Annotated in this window: 14 protein-coding genes; 11 read left to right on the top strand and 3 right to left on the bottom strand. The window is 49.3% G+C overall.

The window, feature by feature from the left end:
* Positions 1-14: 14 nt before the first annotated feature.
* Positions 15-2159, bottom strand: a complete 2145-nt coding sequence (locus tag ACPYIV_RS10465) for a VapE domain-containing protein (RefSeq protein WP_299361620.1) — start codon at positions 2157-2159, stop codon at positions 15-17.
* A 136-nt stretch (positions 2160-2295) separates the two neighbouring features.
* Here ACPYIV_RS10465 and ACPYIV_RS10460 point away from each other — a divergent pair, with 136 nt between their 5' ends.
* The 5 genes from ACPYIV_RS10460 to ACPYIV_RS10440 all read left to right on the top strand — a co-directional run bounded on the left by ACPYIV_RS10460 (position 2296) and on the right by ACPYIV_RS10440 (position 7404).
* A complete protein-coding gene (locus tag ACPYIV_RS10460; protein WP_301705043.1) occupies positions 2296-2445 on the top strand; it encodes a hypothetical protein in 150 nt (49 codons plus the stop codon).
* Positions 2446-2660: 215 nt separating this feature from the next.
* The gene (locus tag ACPYIV_RS10455; protein ID WP_425886476.1) at positions 2661-3719 is read left to right on the top strand and encodes a PDDEXK nuclease domain-containing protein; all 1059 of its coding nucleotides are present in this window, start codon (positions 2661-2663) and stop codon (positions 3717-3719) included.
* A 42-nt stretch (positions 3720-3761) separates the two neighbouring features.
* Positions 3762-4451 (top strand): TonB-dependent receptor plug domain-containing protein, encoded by a 690-nt coding sequence (locus ACPYIV_RS10450; protein WP_425886475.1) that lies wholly within the window; start codon positions 3762-3764, stop codon positions 4449-4451.
* Between the two features lie 186 nt (positions 4452-4637).
* Positions 4638-5894 (top strand): 6-bladed beta-propeller, encoded by a 1257-nt coding sequence (locus tag ACPYIV_RS10445; RefSeq protein ID WP_425886474.1) that lies wholly within the window; start codon positions 4638-4640, stop codon positions 5892-5894.
* A 109-nt stretch (positions 5895-6003) separates the two neighbouring features.
* A complete protein-coding gene (locus ACPYIV_RS10440; RefSeq protein WP_293734240.1) occupies positions 6004-7404 on the top strand; it encodes a putative oxidoreductase C-terminal domain-containing protein in 1401 nt (466 codons plus the stop codon).
* Between the two features lie 70 nt (positions 7405-7474).
* On the opposite strand, the gene ACPYIV_RS10435 is transcribed toward ACPYIV_RS10440, so the two are convergent.
* Positions 7475-8347: an AraC family transcriptional regulator gene (locus ACPYIV_RS10435; protein WP_293734241.1), complete on the bottom strand. Its 873-nt coding sequence runs from the start codon at positions 8345-8347 to the stop codon at positions 7475-7477.
* 176 nt (positions 8348-8523) lie between these two features.
* Between ACPYIV_RS10435 and ACPYIV_RS10430 the strand changes: the two genes are divergently transcribed.
* From ACPYIV_RS10430 to ACPYIV_RS10405, 6 genes are read left to right on the top strand one after another with little or no spacing between them, the layout of a single operon-like run.
* The gene (locus tag ACPYIV_RS10430; RefSeq protein ID WP_299360541.1) at positions 8524-9897 is read left to right on the top strand and encodes a Gfo/Idh/MocA family protein; all 1374 of its coding nucleotides are present in this window, start codon (positions 8524-8526) and stop codon (positions 9895-9897) included.
* Positions 9898-9902: 5 nt separating this feature from the next.
* Positions 9903-11138, top strand: coding sequence for a PmoA family protein (locus tag ACPYIV_RS10425; RefSeq protein ID WP_425886473.1), 1236 nt, complete (start codon positions 9903-9905; stop codon positions 11136-11138).
* Between the two features lie 37 nt (positions 11139-11175).
* Positions 11176-12072, top strand: coding sequence for a PmoA family protein (locus tag ACPYIV_RS10420; RefSeq protein WP_293734244.1), 897 nt, complete (start codon positions 11176-11178; stop codon positions 12070-12072).
* A gap of 4 nt (positions 12073-12076) precedes the next feature.
* Positions 12077-12883: an SDR family oxidoreductase gene (locus ACPYIV_RS10415; protein ID WP_293734245.1), complete on the top strand. Its 807-nt coding sequence runs from the start codon at positions 12077-12079 to the stop codon at positions 12881-12883.
* A 3-nt stretch (positions 12884-12886) separates the two neighbouring features.
* Positions 12887-14110, top strand: coding sequence for a mannonate dehydratase (gene uxuA, locus ACPYIV_RS10410; RefSeq protein ID WP_425886472.1), 1224 nt, complete (start codon positions 12887-12889; stop codon positions 14108-14110).
* A gap of 13 nt (positions 14111-14123) precedes the next feature.
* Positions 14124-15518, top strand: coding sequence for a putative oxidoreductase C-terminal domain-containing protein (locus ACPYIV_RS10405; protein WP_425886517.1), 1395 nt, complete (start codon positions 14124-14126; stop codon positions 15516-15518).
* Between the two features lie 72 nt (positions 15519-15590).
* Here ACPYIV_RS10405 and ACPYIV_RS10400 read toward each other — a convergent pair whose 3' ends face one another.
* Positions 15591-17063 (bottom strand): sulfatase, encoded by a 1473-nt coding sequence (locus ACPYIV_RS10400; protein WP_425886471.1) that lies wholly within the window; start codon positions 17061-17063, stop codon positions 15591-15593.
* Between the last annotated feature and the right edge of the window lie 20 nt (positions 17064-17083).

Raw genomic sequence — 17083 nt, 5'->3', positions numbered from 1 at the left:
TTATCTTTCATCCTTCATAAAGCGGGGGAAGGAGTGTCCTCTTCGTCCGGTTCGGGCAGGATGCTGTTCATCTCATCGGTCGTGCGCTCCGCAACCACCCAGATGTTCCCGTTGGTCGTATGTATTTGCTTGTATCCAAGCTCTTTCAAGGTCTTCCCTACCTGTACGGGGTTCAGCCGGATGCTTCCGCCGAAGCGGGCGACGATCTGGCTGGCGGTGACGTAGCGGCCTTTCTCCAATCCGGCGGGGTGGCGGTAGTGCATCAGGATCAGTTCGCGGGCAGGGTTGGGCGTCTCGAAACGGCGGTTGTGGCGGTTCAGCTCCTCGATCTCGTGGTCTTGGAACCAATAGGTGAAACCGCTGTCGAGCAAGGCTTTCGCCTGTGCGTAGACCCTCTCGTAGGGGATCCGTGCCGTCCAAGGGTTGTCGATGGCCGTCACTTCGAACGGCAGCCAGCGGCGGTTGCCGGTGTCGTCGGTGAGGAACTGCAGGTTGTTGCCGGTGGCGCAGAACGAGGCCACGTGCGGCAGGTGCACCTTGTTGCGCCCGTAGGCGGGGCGTTCGTCTACATAGAGCGTGGTGGTCATCGCCTTGAGCTGGTTCAGCTCGCTGCGCAGCATGGAGTCGATCTCCTCGAAGTTGATGAGGAGGTTCGCCGTCATGGTGAAGAGGTCGTCCTTGGTGAGCCGCTGCGAGTTGGTCTTCGTGGTGTAGTAGAGGCGGAGCGAAGGGGGCAGGAGGTTCTGGAAGAACGAGGTCTTGAAGCTGCCCTGCCGCCCGATCAGGACGAGGATGACGTGGTTCACCACCCGTTCGTCCAAGGCAGCGGCCATCATCCCCACCATCCAGCGGCGGAAGCAGAGGTCGAAGCGGGCGGCATCGCCATCGGCGGTGTGCACCATCGCGGCGAGGCGGCCGATATGGTCCGTCACCCCGTCCCACGGCCCGGCCTTTTCGAGGAACTCCTCCAATGGGTGGTAGGGCGGCGCGAAGTCGGAGAGCAGGAGCGTGCGCAGGTGGAAGAGGTCCGCTTCGACCCCTGCCCGGCGCATGGCGCACCAAAGGGAGTTTTCGAGTGTGTCGCTCATGGGTTGCCAGCCCTCAGGCGAGGGCCGCCCTTCATCGAGCAGGCGGGCTTCGAGGAGGTGCGTCAGGCGGTTCATGCGCAGTTCCATGTACCCGGCGATGAACTGCTCCATCTCTCCGACTGTCGCCTTGCCGCCCCGCCCCCCGCCTCGGCCGCAGAAATCGGCAAGGCGGAGTGTGGCGTGCTCGGCCGTGAGGGCGTAGCAGCTCCGCGTGGTCGCACGGACGGAGGAGGCGTCATAGTCGGCGAAGGCTTCGACTGCCCACGCCTCGGCTTCAGCTTCGGGCACGCCGAACCGGTTCATGTGGTAGAGGCACCGGCAGATGTAGTCGTTGTGGCTGCCCGGCCCGTAGCGCACGCCCTCTTCTTCGACCAGCCGGCGCACGACCTTTTCCGCCCGCTTGATGGAAGGTCTCCGCCCGTTCGCTCCTTTCCCGGCAGATCGGGCCGGGGCATCTCCTGCCTGCCGTGCAGTTTTTGCTTTGAGGGCGAACGGGGTGGCTTCGGGGCGGTAGAGCGCATCGGGGTCGTGGCAGATCACCGACATACGGGTGGCGTTCTTGCACTGGCGGTCGATGGCGATGCCGGTGAGGTGGGCGTAGTAGTCGTTCACCGTCTGCCAAGCGAGGGCGAAGTTGTGCTTCCCCACTTCGCCTCCGACCTGCGCGATGGCGCGTATGCCCCGTCCGGAGAGGGTGGTGTAGACGAGGAACGAGTGCGGGTCTTCGCGGACTTTGGCGAGTGTGGCGGCGAACGCCTCGGCGGGTATGCCGTCGATGTCCACCATGATGAAACCCGAATAGCCGGTGATGTGCGCCTGCGTGCGCCCTTCCGCGAGGCTGACGGAGGGGACGAAGGCGGGCCGTTCCTGCTTGAGGCGGCCCAACCGGCGTTTCTGTTCTTCGCTCTCTTGCCCTTTTGCGGGGAGGAGGGAACGGTAGAGGGCGGTGGTGGCGGCGTGCCGCCCGTCGGTGAGTTCATGCACGACCTCTTCCCATGTGGTGGGTTGGGGCGTGGTGGAATGCAGCGAGGTGAAACGCGCCGGGCGGAATGTGTTTTCTGTTTTTTCCATGTGAAATCGGTTTAAAAGTTTGACATCCGGTAATTTTTGCCTAATTTGCACATCCTTTCTGAAACCTTGCCCCCGGTATGCGGGGGGCATTGTGAGCAGTTGTTAACGGGAAGTCTGATATTTAATAACATATAACATGAAATCTACATTTTCCTATCCAAAGATGGGCGCGTGCATCTCCGAGCTGATGGCACGCCTCAAGATCACCGAACGTTTCTTCAAGGGCGAGTTGTCTGTCGGCAGCCGCGCCTACAGCGCCCTAAAAAAGGCGATGACATCCGCCTGAGCTATTACGCCCGTTTCCTTTCTCTCCTTTGGGAGCTTTTGGGCGAAGACGACTTCCGCCGCCTGGCGCACTGGGCGGTGGAGCGGTACATACGGGAGAAGAAGAGGGAAGAGATGCCAACCCGATGATCGGTTTTATTTCGCACGATGCTATGGAATGACCGATAAAATCGTTATCTTCGCATTTATTATCGGGCAGCTTTTGCAATGGGTGATATGAAAAATGAAATGCTAAATGTCCCTCACGACTCCTTGGACGGGTTCGTGGGTGAAATCAAACAGATTATTGACAGCGCACGTGCCAATGCCGTGCGGAGTGTGGACTTCTGCCGGGTGCAGATGTATTGGAACATTGGCAAGCGCATTTTCAAGAAAGAGCAGCAGGGAAAGGAACGTGCCGACTACGGCTCGTACCTTATCAAGAACCTCTCGAAGCGCATTGCGCCCGACTATGGTAGCGGGTTTTCGGTGCGACAACTTGAAATGTGCCGTCAGTTTTACCGCACTTACCCGATTGCGAATACAGTGTGTTCGCAATTGAACTGGTCGCAATACAAGTTGTTGATCGCCATTCCTGATTCAGACAAACGCGAGTATTACCAACTCGAAGCGATCAACAACGGTTGGACGAAGCGCGAGTTGGAACGCCAAATCAATTCCTTGCTTTACGAGCGTCTGTTGCTTAGCAATGATAAAGAGGCGGTGCTTGCCGTGGCGCGGGGGCAACGAATCCCCGAATCGCCTACGGAGATCATCAAAGACCCGATGGTCTTGGAGTTCCTCGGGTTGGAACGCCGTGCCTCTTATTACGAGAAGGACTTGGAGAGTGCCATCATATCGCACATCGCCGACTTCCTGCTTGAAATGGGCAATGGTTTCTCTTTCGTGGCAAGGCAGAAGCGGATACTCGTGGAAGATGACGAATACTTTGTCGACCTTGTGTTCTACAACCGTCTGCTGCGCTCGTTTGTGGTGATTGAACTGAAAACGCAGAAACTCACACACCAAGACCTCGGGCAGTTGCAGATGTATGTCAATTACTACGACCGCTTTGTGAAGACCGAGGACGAGAATCCAACTATCGGCATTTTGCTCTGCACCGATAAGAACGATACGGCGGTGAAGTTGGCTTTGCCGGAAAACAACCGGACGATTCTTGCAAGCAAATACCAGCTCTACCTGCCTACCACCGAACAACTCATCAACGAAATCAATGAAGTGAAGCGGGCGGTGGAGAATCCTCGCAAAGAAAGTCCGGGCCATTTGGGACGATAAAGAAGAAAAATGGTGCTTTATAATATAAAAACGGATTGAACCATGAAAAAGAATCTATTGCTATTGTCGGCCATTTTGATGGCGAGTTTTGCCGTCTTCGATGGGTACGCCCAGAAGAAGGTTGTTGAAGGGGTGGTTGCCGATGAGGGCGGCAATCCGGTGAAGAATGTCCGTATCGGGGTGGTGAACACCAAAATCCTGGAGAAGACGGACAAGAAAGGCGAGTTCCGCCTGAAAGGGGTTTTGCCGACCGACAGCGTGGTGGTTTACCTGAAAGAAGGCAAGGGAGCCAAGTTCTTGTTGGGGGATGCCGGGCGGTTGCAGCTGAAAGTCAGCAGCGGCGCTTTGGAGGTCGGCGATGGCAAAGGCACCGCCCATACGGTGACGGTGGACGAGTTGGTGTTCAAAAGGTATGGCAGCGGCTCCGTCATCACCGCCCAGATGATCGAACGCAACGGCTACCTGACCATCAAAGAGGCGGTGAAGGCTTGCATACCTGGGGTGAGCTTCGAATATTCGGATGAGGGGGAAAGGATCCTGATCAGAGGCTCGAAGAGCCTGAACCTGTCGACCGACCCGCTGGTGATCGTGGATGGGGCGGAGACGACCTTTGCCGCAGCCGACCAGGGATGCCATGTGAATGACGTAGAACTCATCGAGGTGGTGAAAGACGGTTTGGGCTATGGTGCGAAAGGAGCAAACGGTGTGATTATCATAAAAACGAAAAAATAAGAATTTAAAAAAAATGGGGAAAAGGGCATTTGTATGTGCTTGACAACACGGGGTATGCCTCTACGGCGAATCTGCCTTTTGCGGTGGAAGAATGATGGGGTTGAGGGGGAAGGTTTTTCGGTAAAAAGGTTGGTTTTGCTTCTTTTTTATCCTTATATTGCAATCTATGCTTAATTGTTAATTACCATGAAGAAAGTAGTATTTATCGTCTTGGCTGCAATCTGTTGCGCTTGTTCAGATACCACGCAGGAACAGGGGGCAAAAATCATTCCCTTAGGGCAAGCATTCAAGCAGCCCGGAAAAATTTCGGTGGAGGATCTTGGCTGCCATATTGATTATGTGCCGTTGGAAACAACAGATGAGTCGCTGGTAGGAGATAGGGCTTATATCAGGATATTGAAAGATAAGTTGCTGGTAGGCTCCCGCGAGCAACCGGTAAAAATGTTCGATCGCAAGACCGGCAAATTCATCCGGTGTATCGGGAAGGTCGGGCAAGGGGCGGATGAATATCTGTTGCAGGATGGCTTTCCGGTTTTTTGGACGGACGACGTGTCCGGTACCATCTATGTCCAGACGGAAGGTCAACGGATTTTGCGTTTTGATGCGGACGGGAATCCGTTGGAACACCTCAGTTTGCCGGAGGGATTGCCCAGGTTGCAAGGATCGTCTGTGATTGGAAACGGGGATGATTTGTATTTTTATCGAAAGACTTTGTTCAAAAAGAGTGAAGATAAACTGTTTTCGTACCATATCCCGAATAAAAAGGTACGGAGTGAAATTGCAGGCCAAGAAGATTCGTTGGCGTTTGATCTATCCGGAATGCCTGTCATTTTGACTGGATATGGCAATATTCCGGTCTCTACTCATTGTACGATTTTGAAGTTGAAAAATGGCAAAGTCGTTTTTGATTATGCCAAAGAACCATGCCTTTGGGCGTTTGATGGGCAACTCTATTTGAAGGAAAACTTTAACGATACCATCTACTGCGTGTCGGACCATAAGTTGGAACCCCAGTATGTTTTCGATTTGGGTGCCAGGCATTGGCCTTACGAAGAACGCCATAAACCGGAAGGCAATGAAAACAAGATTGGTTTCAATTATGTATTGGAAGGTAAAAAGGTTTTGTTTTTCGTTTTCCAGACCAGCTATTACGAAATCTGCTACAAAGGATTGGGTAAAGATGAAACTTATTGGGGTTTTTATGACAAAGAAACCGGAGAGACCAAGGTCATGAAAAAAGGAAAGATCAGTGATCCGGCAAACGGGCTTTTCATCAAATCTCTCCAAACGGCAACGGCTAAAGGGGAATTGGCCGGATTGTTAAACGTTACCGAAGTGAAAGAATGGATCGAAGAGAATCCCTCTCAAAAAGATAATCCAGTGCGGATGCTTTTGTCAAATCTTTCGGACGAAAGTAATCCGGTTGCTGTGATTGTTGAATAAATTCTTCTTGTTTTATAGCGAAGTCATAGAGATGATTTTGTTTTTATATTATCTTTGTGCCCGCAAACAGTCCAATGTAAATGCTTATCAATAATTTAATTATAATAGTATGAAAAACTATCTTGTATTTTCTATGGCGGCTCTGTTGGTCGGAACTTCCTGTAACACAAAACAGGAGAAAGCTGCCGAAGGTTTTACCGGCGCACCGGGAGAGGTTAAGCTCATCACGCTCGATCCCGGACATTTCCATGCAGCATTAGTGCAAAAAGTGTCTTATCCGCAAGTTTCTAAAGATGTTTATGTGTACGCACCCACTGGTTTTGACGTGGATGAGCACCTGAAACGTATCCAGGGATTCAACACACGTGCGGAGAATCCGACAGCTTGGAATGAAATCGTTTATACGGGGGATGATTACTTAGAAAAAATGTTGGCCGAGAAGAAGGGAAACGTGATGATCCAGGCCGGAAATAACGGTAAGAAGACCGAATATATTAAGAAAACGCTTGAAGCCGGAATCAATGTGCTTTCCGACAAACCGATGGCGATCAATAGCCAGAGCTTTAAATTGCTGGAAGAATGTTTTGCTATCGCCAAGCAGAAAAACATCATGCTGTATGACATCATGACTGAACGGAATGAAATCACTACGATGCTGCAGCGCGAACTTTCCACTATCCCGGCTGTTTATGGCGAGCAGTTGAAAGGTTCACCCGAAGAACCGGCTATTGTGAAGGAGAGTGTGCATCATCTGTTTAAGCTGGTCGACAATAAACCGCTGACTCGTCCGGTATGGTATCTTGACGTGACTCAACAGGGCGAAGGCATCGTCGATGTAACGACACACTTAGTCGACCTGGTTCAGTGGGAAGCATTCCCGGAACAGGTTATCGACTATAAGAAAGATATCGAACTGATAGATGCTAACCGTTGGACAACCTCTATCAGCCCGGAAGAGTTCAAACAGGTGACTGGGACGGAGGCTTATCCTGACTTCCTGAAGAAAGATGTCGAAAACGATACTTTGAAAGTATATTGCAATGGTGATATCATTTATAAGATAAAAGGTGTGACAGCTAAGGTTTCGGTAATCTGGAATTATACCTTCCCGAAAGGCGGCGGCGATACCCATTTCTCCGTTATGAAGGGTAGCAAGGCCGACCTGGTAATCCGCCAGGGCAAGGAACAGAACTACCAGCCTGAATTGTTTGTCGAAGCAGTGAAAGGCGTGGATCTGGCCGCTTACGAAAAGGATCTGACCGCTTCGATGGAAAAGGTTTCGAAAGAATATCCGGGTGTAGCGTTGAATAAGGTCGGCGACGGCGTATGGCAGGTCGAAATCCCCGCAAAATACCGTGTAGGCCATGAAGCCCATTTCGGCCAGGTGACGGAACATTTCCTTGACTATCTGAAGGACGGCAAACTGCCGGATTGGGAAGTGCCTAATATGCTGGCTAAGTATTATACGACAACTTCGGCTTTGGATATGGCGAAAGCGAAGACAAAATAAGGAAGATTTTCTTTTACATATAGTTTTAGGGCGAATCCTGCATCAAACCAGTAATGGTAGGGTGCAGGATTTATTTTAAGAACTGTTTTCTGTATTCGGTGGGGGTAAGGCCGGTGTTCCGTTTGAATATGCGATTGAAGTGGGCTATCGTGTTGAAACCGCATTCGATGCTGATCTGGATCACATCCATCGTGTTTTCTACCAGCAGCTTGCAAGCATAGCCGATACGGAGGTCCAGCATATATTCCGTAAATGTCTTTCCCGATCTCTCTTTAAAATAGCGGCAGAAAGAAGAGGCATTCATGGCAACTAAAGAAGATATTTCATTCAGGTCTATGTCTTCCTTGAAATGGCCGGAGAGGTAGGTCAGTATCTTTTCCATCCGTTGGTCCATGGTCAGCGATATGGACTGGCAGAAGTGTACGCTTCCCAGGTAACGTTTTTCCTTGAAGTTGGCCATAAGGTCCAACAGGTGTAATAGATTGATGATTCTCATCGTCCCTTTGCTGTCCGGAAGCTGTTCTATGCAGGTGATGATTTCCCGGTTGGCAGGGTGGGGGAAATGGATTCCCCGTCCGGATTCGTCGAGCAGTTTTTTGATATGGACCAGATCGGCATAATTGTTGATGGCATGCGACATGAACTCCTCCTCGAATTGGATGATCGTTCCTTTCACCCGCTTCGACGGATCTCCGGTCTCGTATTCGGCCGCGCTTTTCATGTAATGGGGTACGCTGTGCCCGACGAGGGTCAGGTCATACGGTTGGAAGATCTCCATGCTGTCGGCCACAAAACGTTCTCCTGAACTCTCTTTTACAAATATGATTTCAAATTCTTTGTGAACATGCCAGGGAAATGTGAATTTATCATAGTCGTAATGCCTGGCTATAATCGGAGTCCCGGCATATATCGTCAATTGCTCATGCATTAATTTGTTTCCCATATTCCGTATTGTTCTTGTTTCAGGGACAAATATAGCTTTTTCCTTTGTTTCTTTTTTAAATCAAGCGGTCATTAACCCTATTTCCCAAGATAGTGCAATTATCTGCAAAAAAAAGATATATCTGCCGGGTTCAATCTCTGTATCTTTGTCAAAAGAAAAATCTAAATTCTATTATCATGAGTACAACACGAAGAGAATTTCTGAAAAGATCGTTGACAGCCGGTGTCGGTATGTTCATTGCACCGACAATTGTCCCGGCCTCAGTCTTTGGGCCCAATGCACCATCCAACCGCATCAATATCGGTGCGATCGGAACCGGACGTATTTCACGGGACCATGATATGCCCGGAGTCTGGAAATATGACGATGTCCGGATTATTGCGGCTGCGGATCTCGATGCCAACCGGGTGGCCGATGCAAAAAAACTGGTGGAAGGATACTATTCGAAAAAATTGGGTAAACCTTACACTTGTGTGACCACGTATGGAGATTACCGGGAACTGCTGGCGAATAAAGATATCGATGCTGTCCTGGTCAGTACTCCGGATCATTGGCATGCAAAGATTGCGATCGATGCCGTGCGGGCCGGCAAGGATGTTTATTTGCAGAAACCGACTTCACTGACGATAGAGGAAGGCCGGAAGATGAGCGATGCTGTGAATGCAAGCGGCAGGATTTTGCAGATCGGCAGCCAGCAACGCTCGATGGAGCAGTTCCGTTATGCCTGCGAACTGGTGAGAAATGGACGTATCGGACAACTAAAAGAAATCGAGGTACGCCTGCCGGGTGATCCGTCGGGTGGTAACCCGGAGGAAATGCCTGTTCCAAAAGGATTCAATTATGATATGTGGCTGGGACAAACGCCATATGTGCCTTATACGGTTGACCGTGTGCATCCCCAGCAGGGCTATGGCCGTCCGGGCTGGTTGCGTTGCGAACAATTTGGAGCCGGTATGATTACCGGATGGGGAGCGCACCATTTTGATATTGCACATTGGGCGATGGACAAGGAATATTCCGGCCCGGTTGAAATATCCGGCCGTGCGACGTTTGCTTCAGGTGGCTTATGGAACGTCCACGGGGATGATTTCGAGACGGAAATGTTGTATGACAACGGTGTTATTGTACGGGGGACTACCAATACGAAGGAAAAACCGAACGGTGTTTTGTTTACCGGAACAGAAGGATGGATATTTGTGAGCCGTGGCGCTTATTCTGCTTCTGCCAACGATCCTGCTACTGCCGGTTCATCGAAGGCGTTGCAGGCTTCGGACCCTAAAATATTGACATCGGTGATCGGAGAAGATGAAGTGCATTTGTATAAAAGCACGGATCACCACGGCAACTGGCTGGAGAGTGTACGCACAAGAAAGCAGAATATTACGCCGGCTGAGGTTGCTCACCGTTCTTGTTCGGCTTGTTTGTTGCAGCATATTGCAATGAAATTGAACCGTAAGCTCTATTGGGATCCTATTTTGGAACGTTTCAAAAATGATGACGAGGCCAATTCGATGATTGCACGCCCACACCGTCCTCCTTATAATTTTTGATTGCTATGAGACAATTAATTTCAATTATTCTATGTAGCCTGCTTTCAGCCTCCCTATGGGCGGCGGGAACGGTCAGGATCGTAGTGGAAGCGGGGCGATTCGATCGTCAGGATTGCGTCGTCTCGACAGAAATATCCAAACTGAAAATAAAGAAGAATACCCGGATTGTCTTGTTCGAACAGACAGGGAAGGAGCGGAAGCCTGTTAAATGCCAGTTGATTCAGGAAAAGGACGAAATACCTGTTTTATACTGGGTCTTGGATGGAGTTACACCGGCAGGCACTACCCGTGAATTCGTTGTCCGGTTGACCAAAACGGATGCCGGTGAAGAAACCATGCGGGTGGAAGATACCGGCAAAGGTTTGATCCTGAAACAGAACGGCCGGAATGTACTTCAATATAATTATGGATTCGTTTCTTCACCGGCGGGGGTTGATCCGGCTTACGGGCGAAGTGGTTTTATCCATCCTGCCTATTCTCCTTCCGGCAATGTGTTGACCACTATCCAGCCGAAGGATCATCATCATCATTATGGCATCTGGAATCCGTGGACGCGCATCGAGTATGACGGCAAGATGTATGACCTTTGGAACTTAGGTGACAAGCAGGGAACGGTCCGTGCCCGGAAGATCGAGCAGGTGTATCAGGGAGATATCTGTGCCGGATATACGGCTCGCCTCGACCATTGTATCTTTGGTGCGAAGGGCGAGAAAGTGATCATGGATGAGTCGTGGGATGTGAAAGCCTGGAACGTATCGGGTGGCTTTTTATGGGACTTTGAGTCGGGGCTGCATCCGTCGACGGATTTGCCGGTGTTGATAAAGGCCTATCGCTATGCGGGTTTCGGATGGCGTGCTACGGAAGAGTGGACGAAAGAGAATTGTGAGATGTTTACATCCGAAGGAAAAACGCGGCAGGAGATAGACGGGACGACAGCCCGCTGGATTTACGTTACCGGACAGTGTGGAAATCAGGGACGTTCGGGTATGCTGTTCCTGGGACATCCGGAAAACTATAATGCGCCCGAACCCCTTCGTATCTGGGATGAAAATGCAAATGGCGGGCGGGGAGACGCTTTTGTCAATTTCGCACCGACAAAAAACAAGGATTGGGAGTTGATGCCCGGAAAGCAATATAAATTGCGTTACCGTATTTTCTCTTATGACGGCGAGATGAACCGTGAAAGGGCGGATCGTCTGTGGAATGATTTTGCTTATCCTCCGAAAGTAACGGTTCAATAAATATCACATAAAAGTAAAACAAAAGTATAGAACAAATATGAAAAAAATAATAGTAACTATCGCAGCGGTCTTTTTGGCAGGAAGCATGATGGCGCAGAAACAGGAAGTTTCTGCAACAAAGGTCGGGAACCGTATAGATGTCGTGATCGGCAAACAGTTTTTTACCAGTTACCGTTTTCAGCCGGATGAAAAATATCCTTTCTTTTTTCCGGTCAACGGGCCTGTATCGGGAGCCACGACGACTTCGATGCGCAATGGGGAATATCCTCACCACAGTTCCTTGTTTTTCGGTTGCGACCGGGTGAATGGCGGCAACTATTGGCAGGAAGGGCTCGAGCGCGGACAAATCGTGTCGGTCGGCGCCCGTATTGTCGAAGCGAAAGGTGAGCAGGTGGTGATTGAAGACGAATGTATCTGGAAACGTCCGGATGCGCAGGCACCTATCATCGACCGCCGTAAGATCACGATCTCCTCCCCGTCCAAAGATTTGTATCAGTTGGATTTCGATATCGAAATGGAAATGCTGATGGATGTCACGATCCAGAAAACCAACCATTCTTTGTTTAGTGCCCGTATCGATCCGGATCTGACGGTTAAGCAGGGGGGAGTTATGATTAATTCGGAAGGTAAAGAAGGGGAAAAAGGAACGTTTGGGGTCGGTTCGTCTTGGATCGATTGTTACGGCAAAAGGAAAACAGGAACGGAAGGCATTGCAATCATGCAGCATCCTTCCAATAAATGGTATCCGTCGCCTTGGTTCACGCGCGATTATGGTTTTATGTCTCCGACCCCCATGTACTGGCCGGAGAACGAGAAAACGACAGAGTTGAAAAAGGGAGACAAGATCAATTTAAGATACCGGGTATTGGTTCATGCCGGGAACTCCGGAGAGGCCAACATCGCCCGGTTATTTGAACAATATAAAAAAGAATAGACCGATGGAACTGAATTTGAAAGGTAAAGTTGCCGTTGTAACCGGTGGCGGTGGAGTTTTGGGAGGTAGTATTTCCCGTAGTCTCGTGGAAAATGGTGTAAAAGTGGCAATCCTGGATATCCGCCAGGAGCAGCTTGACAACCGGGTGAAGGAGTTGCAGCCGTTGGGAGATGTGATGGGTATTCAGTGCAATGTGTTGGATATGCAAAGCCTCGAGGCGGCGAGGGAAAAGTTGCTTGCCGGATGGGGAAGTGTCGATATCCTGATAAATGCCGCAGGTGGTAACCTGCCGGGCGCTACCCTGCGGGAAGACCAGACCGTGTTCGATATGAAGGTCGAAGATTTCAACCGGGTAACGGATCTGAATATGAACGGAACGGTTTATCCTTGCCTTGTATTCGGAAAAGCAATGGCCGAAAAAGGGGAAGGGAGCATTATCAATGTCTCGTCGATGGCGACCTATTCGGCTATTACGCGTGTGCCGGGTTATTCCGTCGCTAAAAGCGGTGTGAGCATCTTTACCCAATGGTTAGCTATGGAGATGGCTTTGAAGTTCAGTGAGAAAATCCGTGTGAATGCTTTGGCTCCGGGATTCTTCATCGGCGACCAGAATCGTGCGGTGCTGATCAACCCCGATGGATCTTATACGGATCGGAGCCGGAAGGTGTTGGCCCGAACGCCGATGAAACGTTTTGGGGATATCAAGGAGTTGAACGGGCTGGTTCATTTCTTGTGTTCGGAGCATGCCAGTTTCATTACGGGGGCAATCATTCCGGTGGATGGCGGGTTCAGTTCATTTAGCGGAGTCTGAGATATGGCATTGGAAAAAACATGGAGGTGGTTCGGCAGGAAAGATTCTGTCGGACTTGCCGATTTAAAGCAGATGGGTGTGGAAGGTGTCGTTACCTCCCTTCACCATATTCCTTCAGGCGAAGTTTGGCCGGTCGGGGAGATACGGGCTGTCAAGCGGGAAATAGAAAAATACGGTATGAGATGGAGCGTAGTGGAGAGTCTTCCCGTTTCGGAAGGCATCAAGATTTGTTCGGCCGACCGTCCTCGCCTGATCGAAAACTACCGGCAGTCTTTGCGTAACCTGGGAGCCTGTGGCATAGATACCGTATGTTATAATTTTATGCCTGTGCTGGATTGGGCGCGAACGGATTTGCATTATAAAAACGGGGATGGAGCCGAATCGATGTTGTTCGATTATCCGACTTTTGCCGCTTTCGATATTTATATCCTGAAACGGGAGGGGGCAAGTGAAAGTTATCCTGCGGATATTCAGGAAAAGGCAGCCGGGATAGCTGCCGGACTTTCCCCGGAACAGCAGGAAGAGTTGGCACATAATATTATTATCGTGACACAGGCGTTCATTCATGGCGTAGTGGGGGAAGGGGAAGATTATAAGAAACAGTTCCTCGATTATTTGAAAACGTATGATCGGATAGGGAAAGAACAGTTGCGCCGTAATCTCGTTCTGTTCCTGGACGATGTGGTTCCGGTTGCAGAGGAAGCCGGGGTGAACCTTTGTATTCATCCGGACGATCCCCCATTCCCTTTGCTTGGATTGCCGAGGATAGCCGGGACGGTCGAAGATCTCCGGTGGATATTCAGTCAATGTGAATCTATCGCAAACGGACTTACTTTTTGTACCGGTTCTTTATCGGCACGACCCGATAATGATCTGGTTTTAATGGCGAAAGAGTTTGCTTCCCGCATTCATTTCGTACATTTGCGGAATACGGCATTTTTACCGGATCATGGCTTTTATGAATCCGGGCATTTGGGAGGAAGTGTCGATATGTTTGCCGTGGTGAAGATCTTGCTGGAAGAACAAATCCGGCGGAAGAAAGCAGGGCGCAAGGATATAAGGTTACCTTTCCGTCCCGACCACGGCTTGCGGATATTGGACGATTACGGCAGGAGTGCCAATCCGGGATATCCTTTGATCGGCCGCCTGAAAGGACTTGCCGAAATAGATGGTTTGCAAACCGGAATAGAGCGTTTTTTGATCGAGAGTCCGGATAAAATAAATTAGATGTGTGAAAAAGATGAAGAAGTATTTGATTTTTACGGTGGCGTCGCTCTTGCTGATGCCTTCTTGTTCGACAAAGAAAGAAAAGTCCGGTGAACTGTCCGGAACTTCGGGCGAAGTAAAGCTGATTACGCTCGATCCAGGTCATTTCCATGCAGCTCTTGTACAAAAGAACTCTTATGAGCAGGTTGCGGACGAAGTATATGTGTATGCTCCGGAAGGGGACGATGTGCAGGAGCATTTGAATAAGATCGATGGTTATAATACGCGTTCGGACTCTCCTACAAAATGGCGGGAAGTCGTTTACCGGGGACCGGATTTCCTGGAAAAGATGCTTTCTGAAAAGAAAGGGAATGTAATGGTTACAGCCGGAAATAATGGGAAAAAAACCGAGTATATCAAACAAACGCTTATGGCCGGCATCCATGTCTTGGCGGATAAGCCGATGGCTATAAACAGCGAGAATTTCGGTTTACTCAAAGAATGTTTCGATATTGCCAGCCGGAAAGGTATTTTGTTGTACGATATTATGACGGAACGTCATGAGATAACAACCGTTTTACAACGTGAACTGTCCCGCGTTCCGGCTGTTTATGGCGAGCAATTGCAAGGAACTCCCGAAGAACCGGCAATCGTCAAGGAAAGTGTGCATCATTTCTTTAAAGTCGTTTCCGGGAACCCTCTGAAACGCCCTGCCTGGTTTTTTGATGTGAATCAACAGGGCGAAGGCATAGTCGATGTGACGACTCACTTGGTCGATCTTGTGCAGTGGGAGGCTTTTCCGGACCAGGTCATCGATTATACTCAAGATATCGAGCTCTTGGACGCTAACCGTTGGACTACTTCTATCAGTCCCGCCGAATTTACCCAGGTGACGGGTGCGGAAACTTATCCTGATTTCCTGCAAAAAGATGTCGAAAACGATACGCTCAAAGTCTATTGCAATGGTGATATCACCTATAGGCTGAAAGGCATTTGTGCGAAGGTTTCGGTAATCTGGAATTACACCTTCCCGAAAGGCGGCGGCGATACCCATTTCTCCGTCATGAAGGGTAGCAAGGCCGACCTGGTAATCCGCCAGGGCAAGGAGCAGAACTACCAGCCTGAATTGTTTGTCGAAGCAGTGAAAGGCGTGGATCTGGCCGCTTACGAAAAGGATCTGACCGCTTCGATGGAAAAGGTTTTGAAAGAATATCCGGGTGTAGCGTTGAATAAGGTCGGCGACGGCGTATGGCAGGTCGAAATCCCCGCAAAATACCGTGTAGGCCATGAAGCCCATTTCGGCCAGGTGACGGAACATTTCCTTGACTATCTGAAGGACGGCAAACTGCCGGATTGGGAAGTGCCTAATATGCTGGCTAAGTATTACACGACAACTTCGGCTTTGGATATGGCGAAAGCGAAGAAGTAAATGTATTCACGTAAAATGAAAGAGAGTGGTGTCAGGAGTACAATTTGGCACCCACTCTCTTTGAATATTCTACTAATAATCAAACTTTACGCCCTTTTCCCAAATAGGTAATAACTTTTTTACAATTTCGGGATTCTCTTGTGCTATATTTTTTCTCTCAATGCGGTCCGGGCCATATTGATAAAGTTCGGTGATCGTTTCTCCCTTTTTATTATAACGGGTAAAACGATATTTCGGAGTTCGGAGTGTAATTCCGTTTCGGAAATAGCTGTAAGCCGCATCTTCCCATTTTTTATCATTTGGTTTGTTCAGTAGCTTTGCAAAACTTTTTCCATCTAATCCGTCTGGTAAAGGAACTCTGCAAAGGTCCATCAAAGTCGGATAAATATCAACGGAACTGACGATTCGTTCATTCTTTATTCCTTGTTTGCATCCGGGAACTTTTATAACTAAAGCACTGCTTAAAGAAGTTTCATGTAGTGTATGTTTTCCCCAAACACGGAGATCTCCCAAATGCCATCCATGATCCCCCCATAGGATAATAATCGTATTATCAGCTTGCCCGCTGGCTTCGAGAGCTTTTAATACTTTTCCAACTTGGGCATCCATATAACTAACACAGGCAAAATAAGCATGCCTGAGTTTTCGGGCATAATCATCTGATACTCTTTTTTGTATGGATGCTTTTTCTTCTCCTAACTGGTAACCGTTAAATTCTGCGCTTTCATGTAAACTAAATGTACTGCATCCTTCTGGAATGTCGGGCATAGGTGAAATGGGGATGGAGGCTTCATCATACATATCCCAATATTTTTTAGGGGATGTGAAAGGTAAGTGAGGTTTGAAAAAACCGACAGCCAAGCAGAACGGCTCATTCTTAGCTGTTAGCTCGTTTAGCTTTTTGACTGCCAGATTTGCCGTTAGTCCGTCCGGATAACCTTCATCGGCGACATCTGCACATTCGTATGGTTTCACTTGTTTTTTGCGACTTTGCCGGTTACTTCCATCTGCATATCCGAAAAAGGCATTCCAACCGTTTCCCCATTTTCCGGCATCGAAAAGCATTTCATCCCAACTATAAGGTAGTTCCGGTTTTTCGGTTTTCGGAGCTTCATAGCCATACAGACAGCCGTCGACATAGTGGCTTATCTTTCCGATGCCGACAGTATAATAGCCATTTCTGCGTAAATGGTGGAACATAGTTTCCGGGATTTCTCCTTCCGGCTTATCTGACAGCCTTGTCCGGCATGCTTCGTTGGAGAGGTCCGATTTATCTTTAGGATAATGTCCAGTCAACATGCTGGCTCGTGACGCTCCGCTTGTCGGAACTTGTACATAATGTTGGAAAAATAAACTGCCTTGTGATGCCAGCCGATCGATGTTCGGGGTTTTTACAACAGAACCATAAGCACCTAATTCCCGGCGAAGGTCGTCTACGCATATAAAAAGTATATTGGGCTTCGTCTCGTTTGCCTTTTTTTGTGCATAGCCTTGAAAAGGCAATGCCAGCAAACAGACCGATAGCAAAGGATAATTTTTCTTCATGATATCTAAATTGAATGTGA

The sequence above is a fragment of the Parabacteroides vesiculifaciens genome (assembly GCF_049860805.1).
Lineage (GTDB): Bacteria > Bacteroidota > Bacteroidia > Bacteroidales > Tannerellaceae > Parabacteroides.
This window is presented reverse-complemented; position numbering and strand designations above follow the sequence as displayed.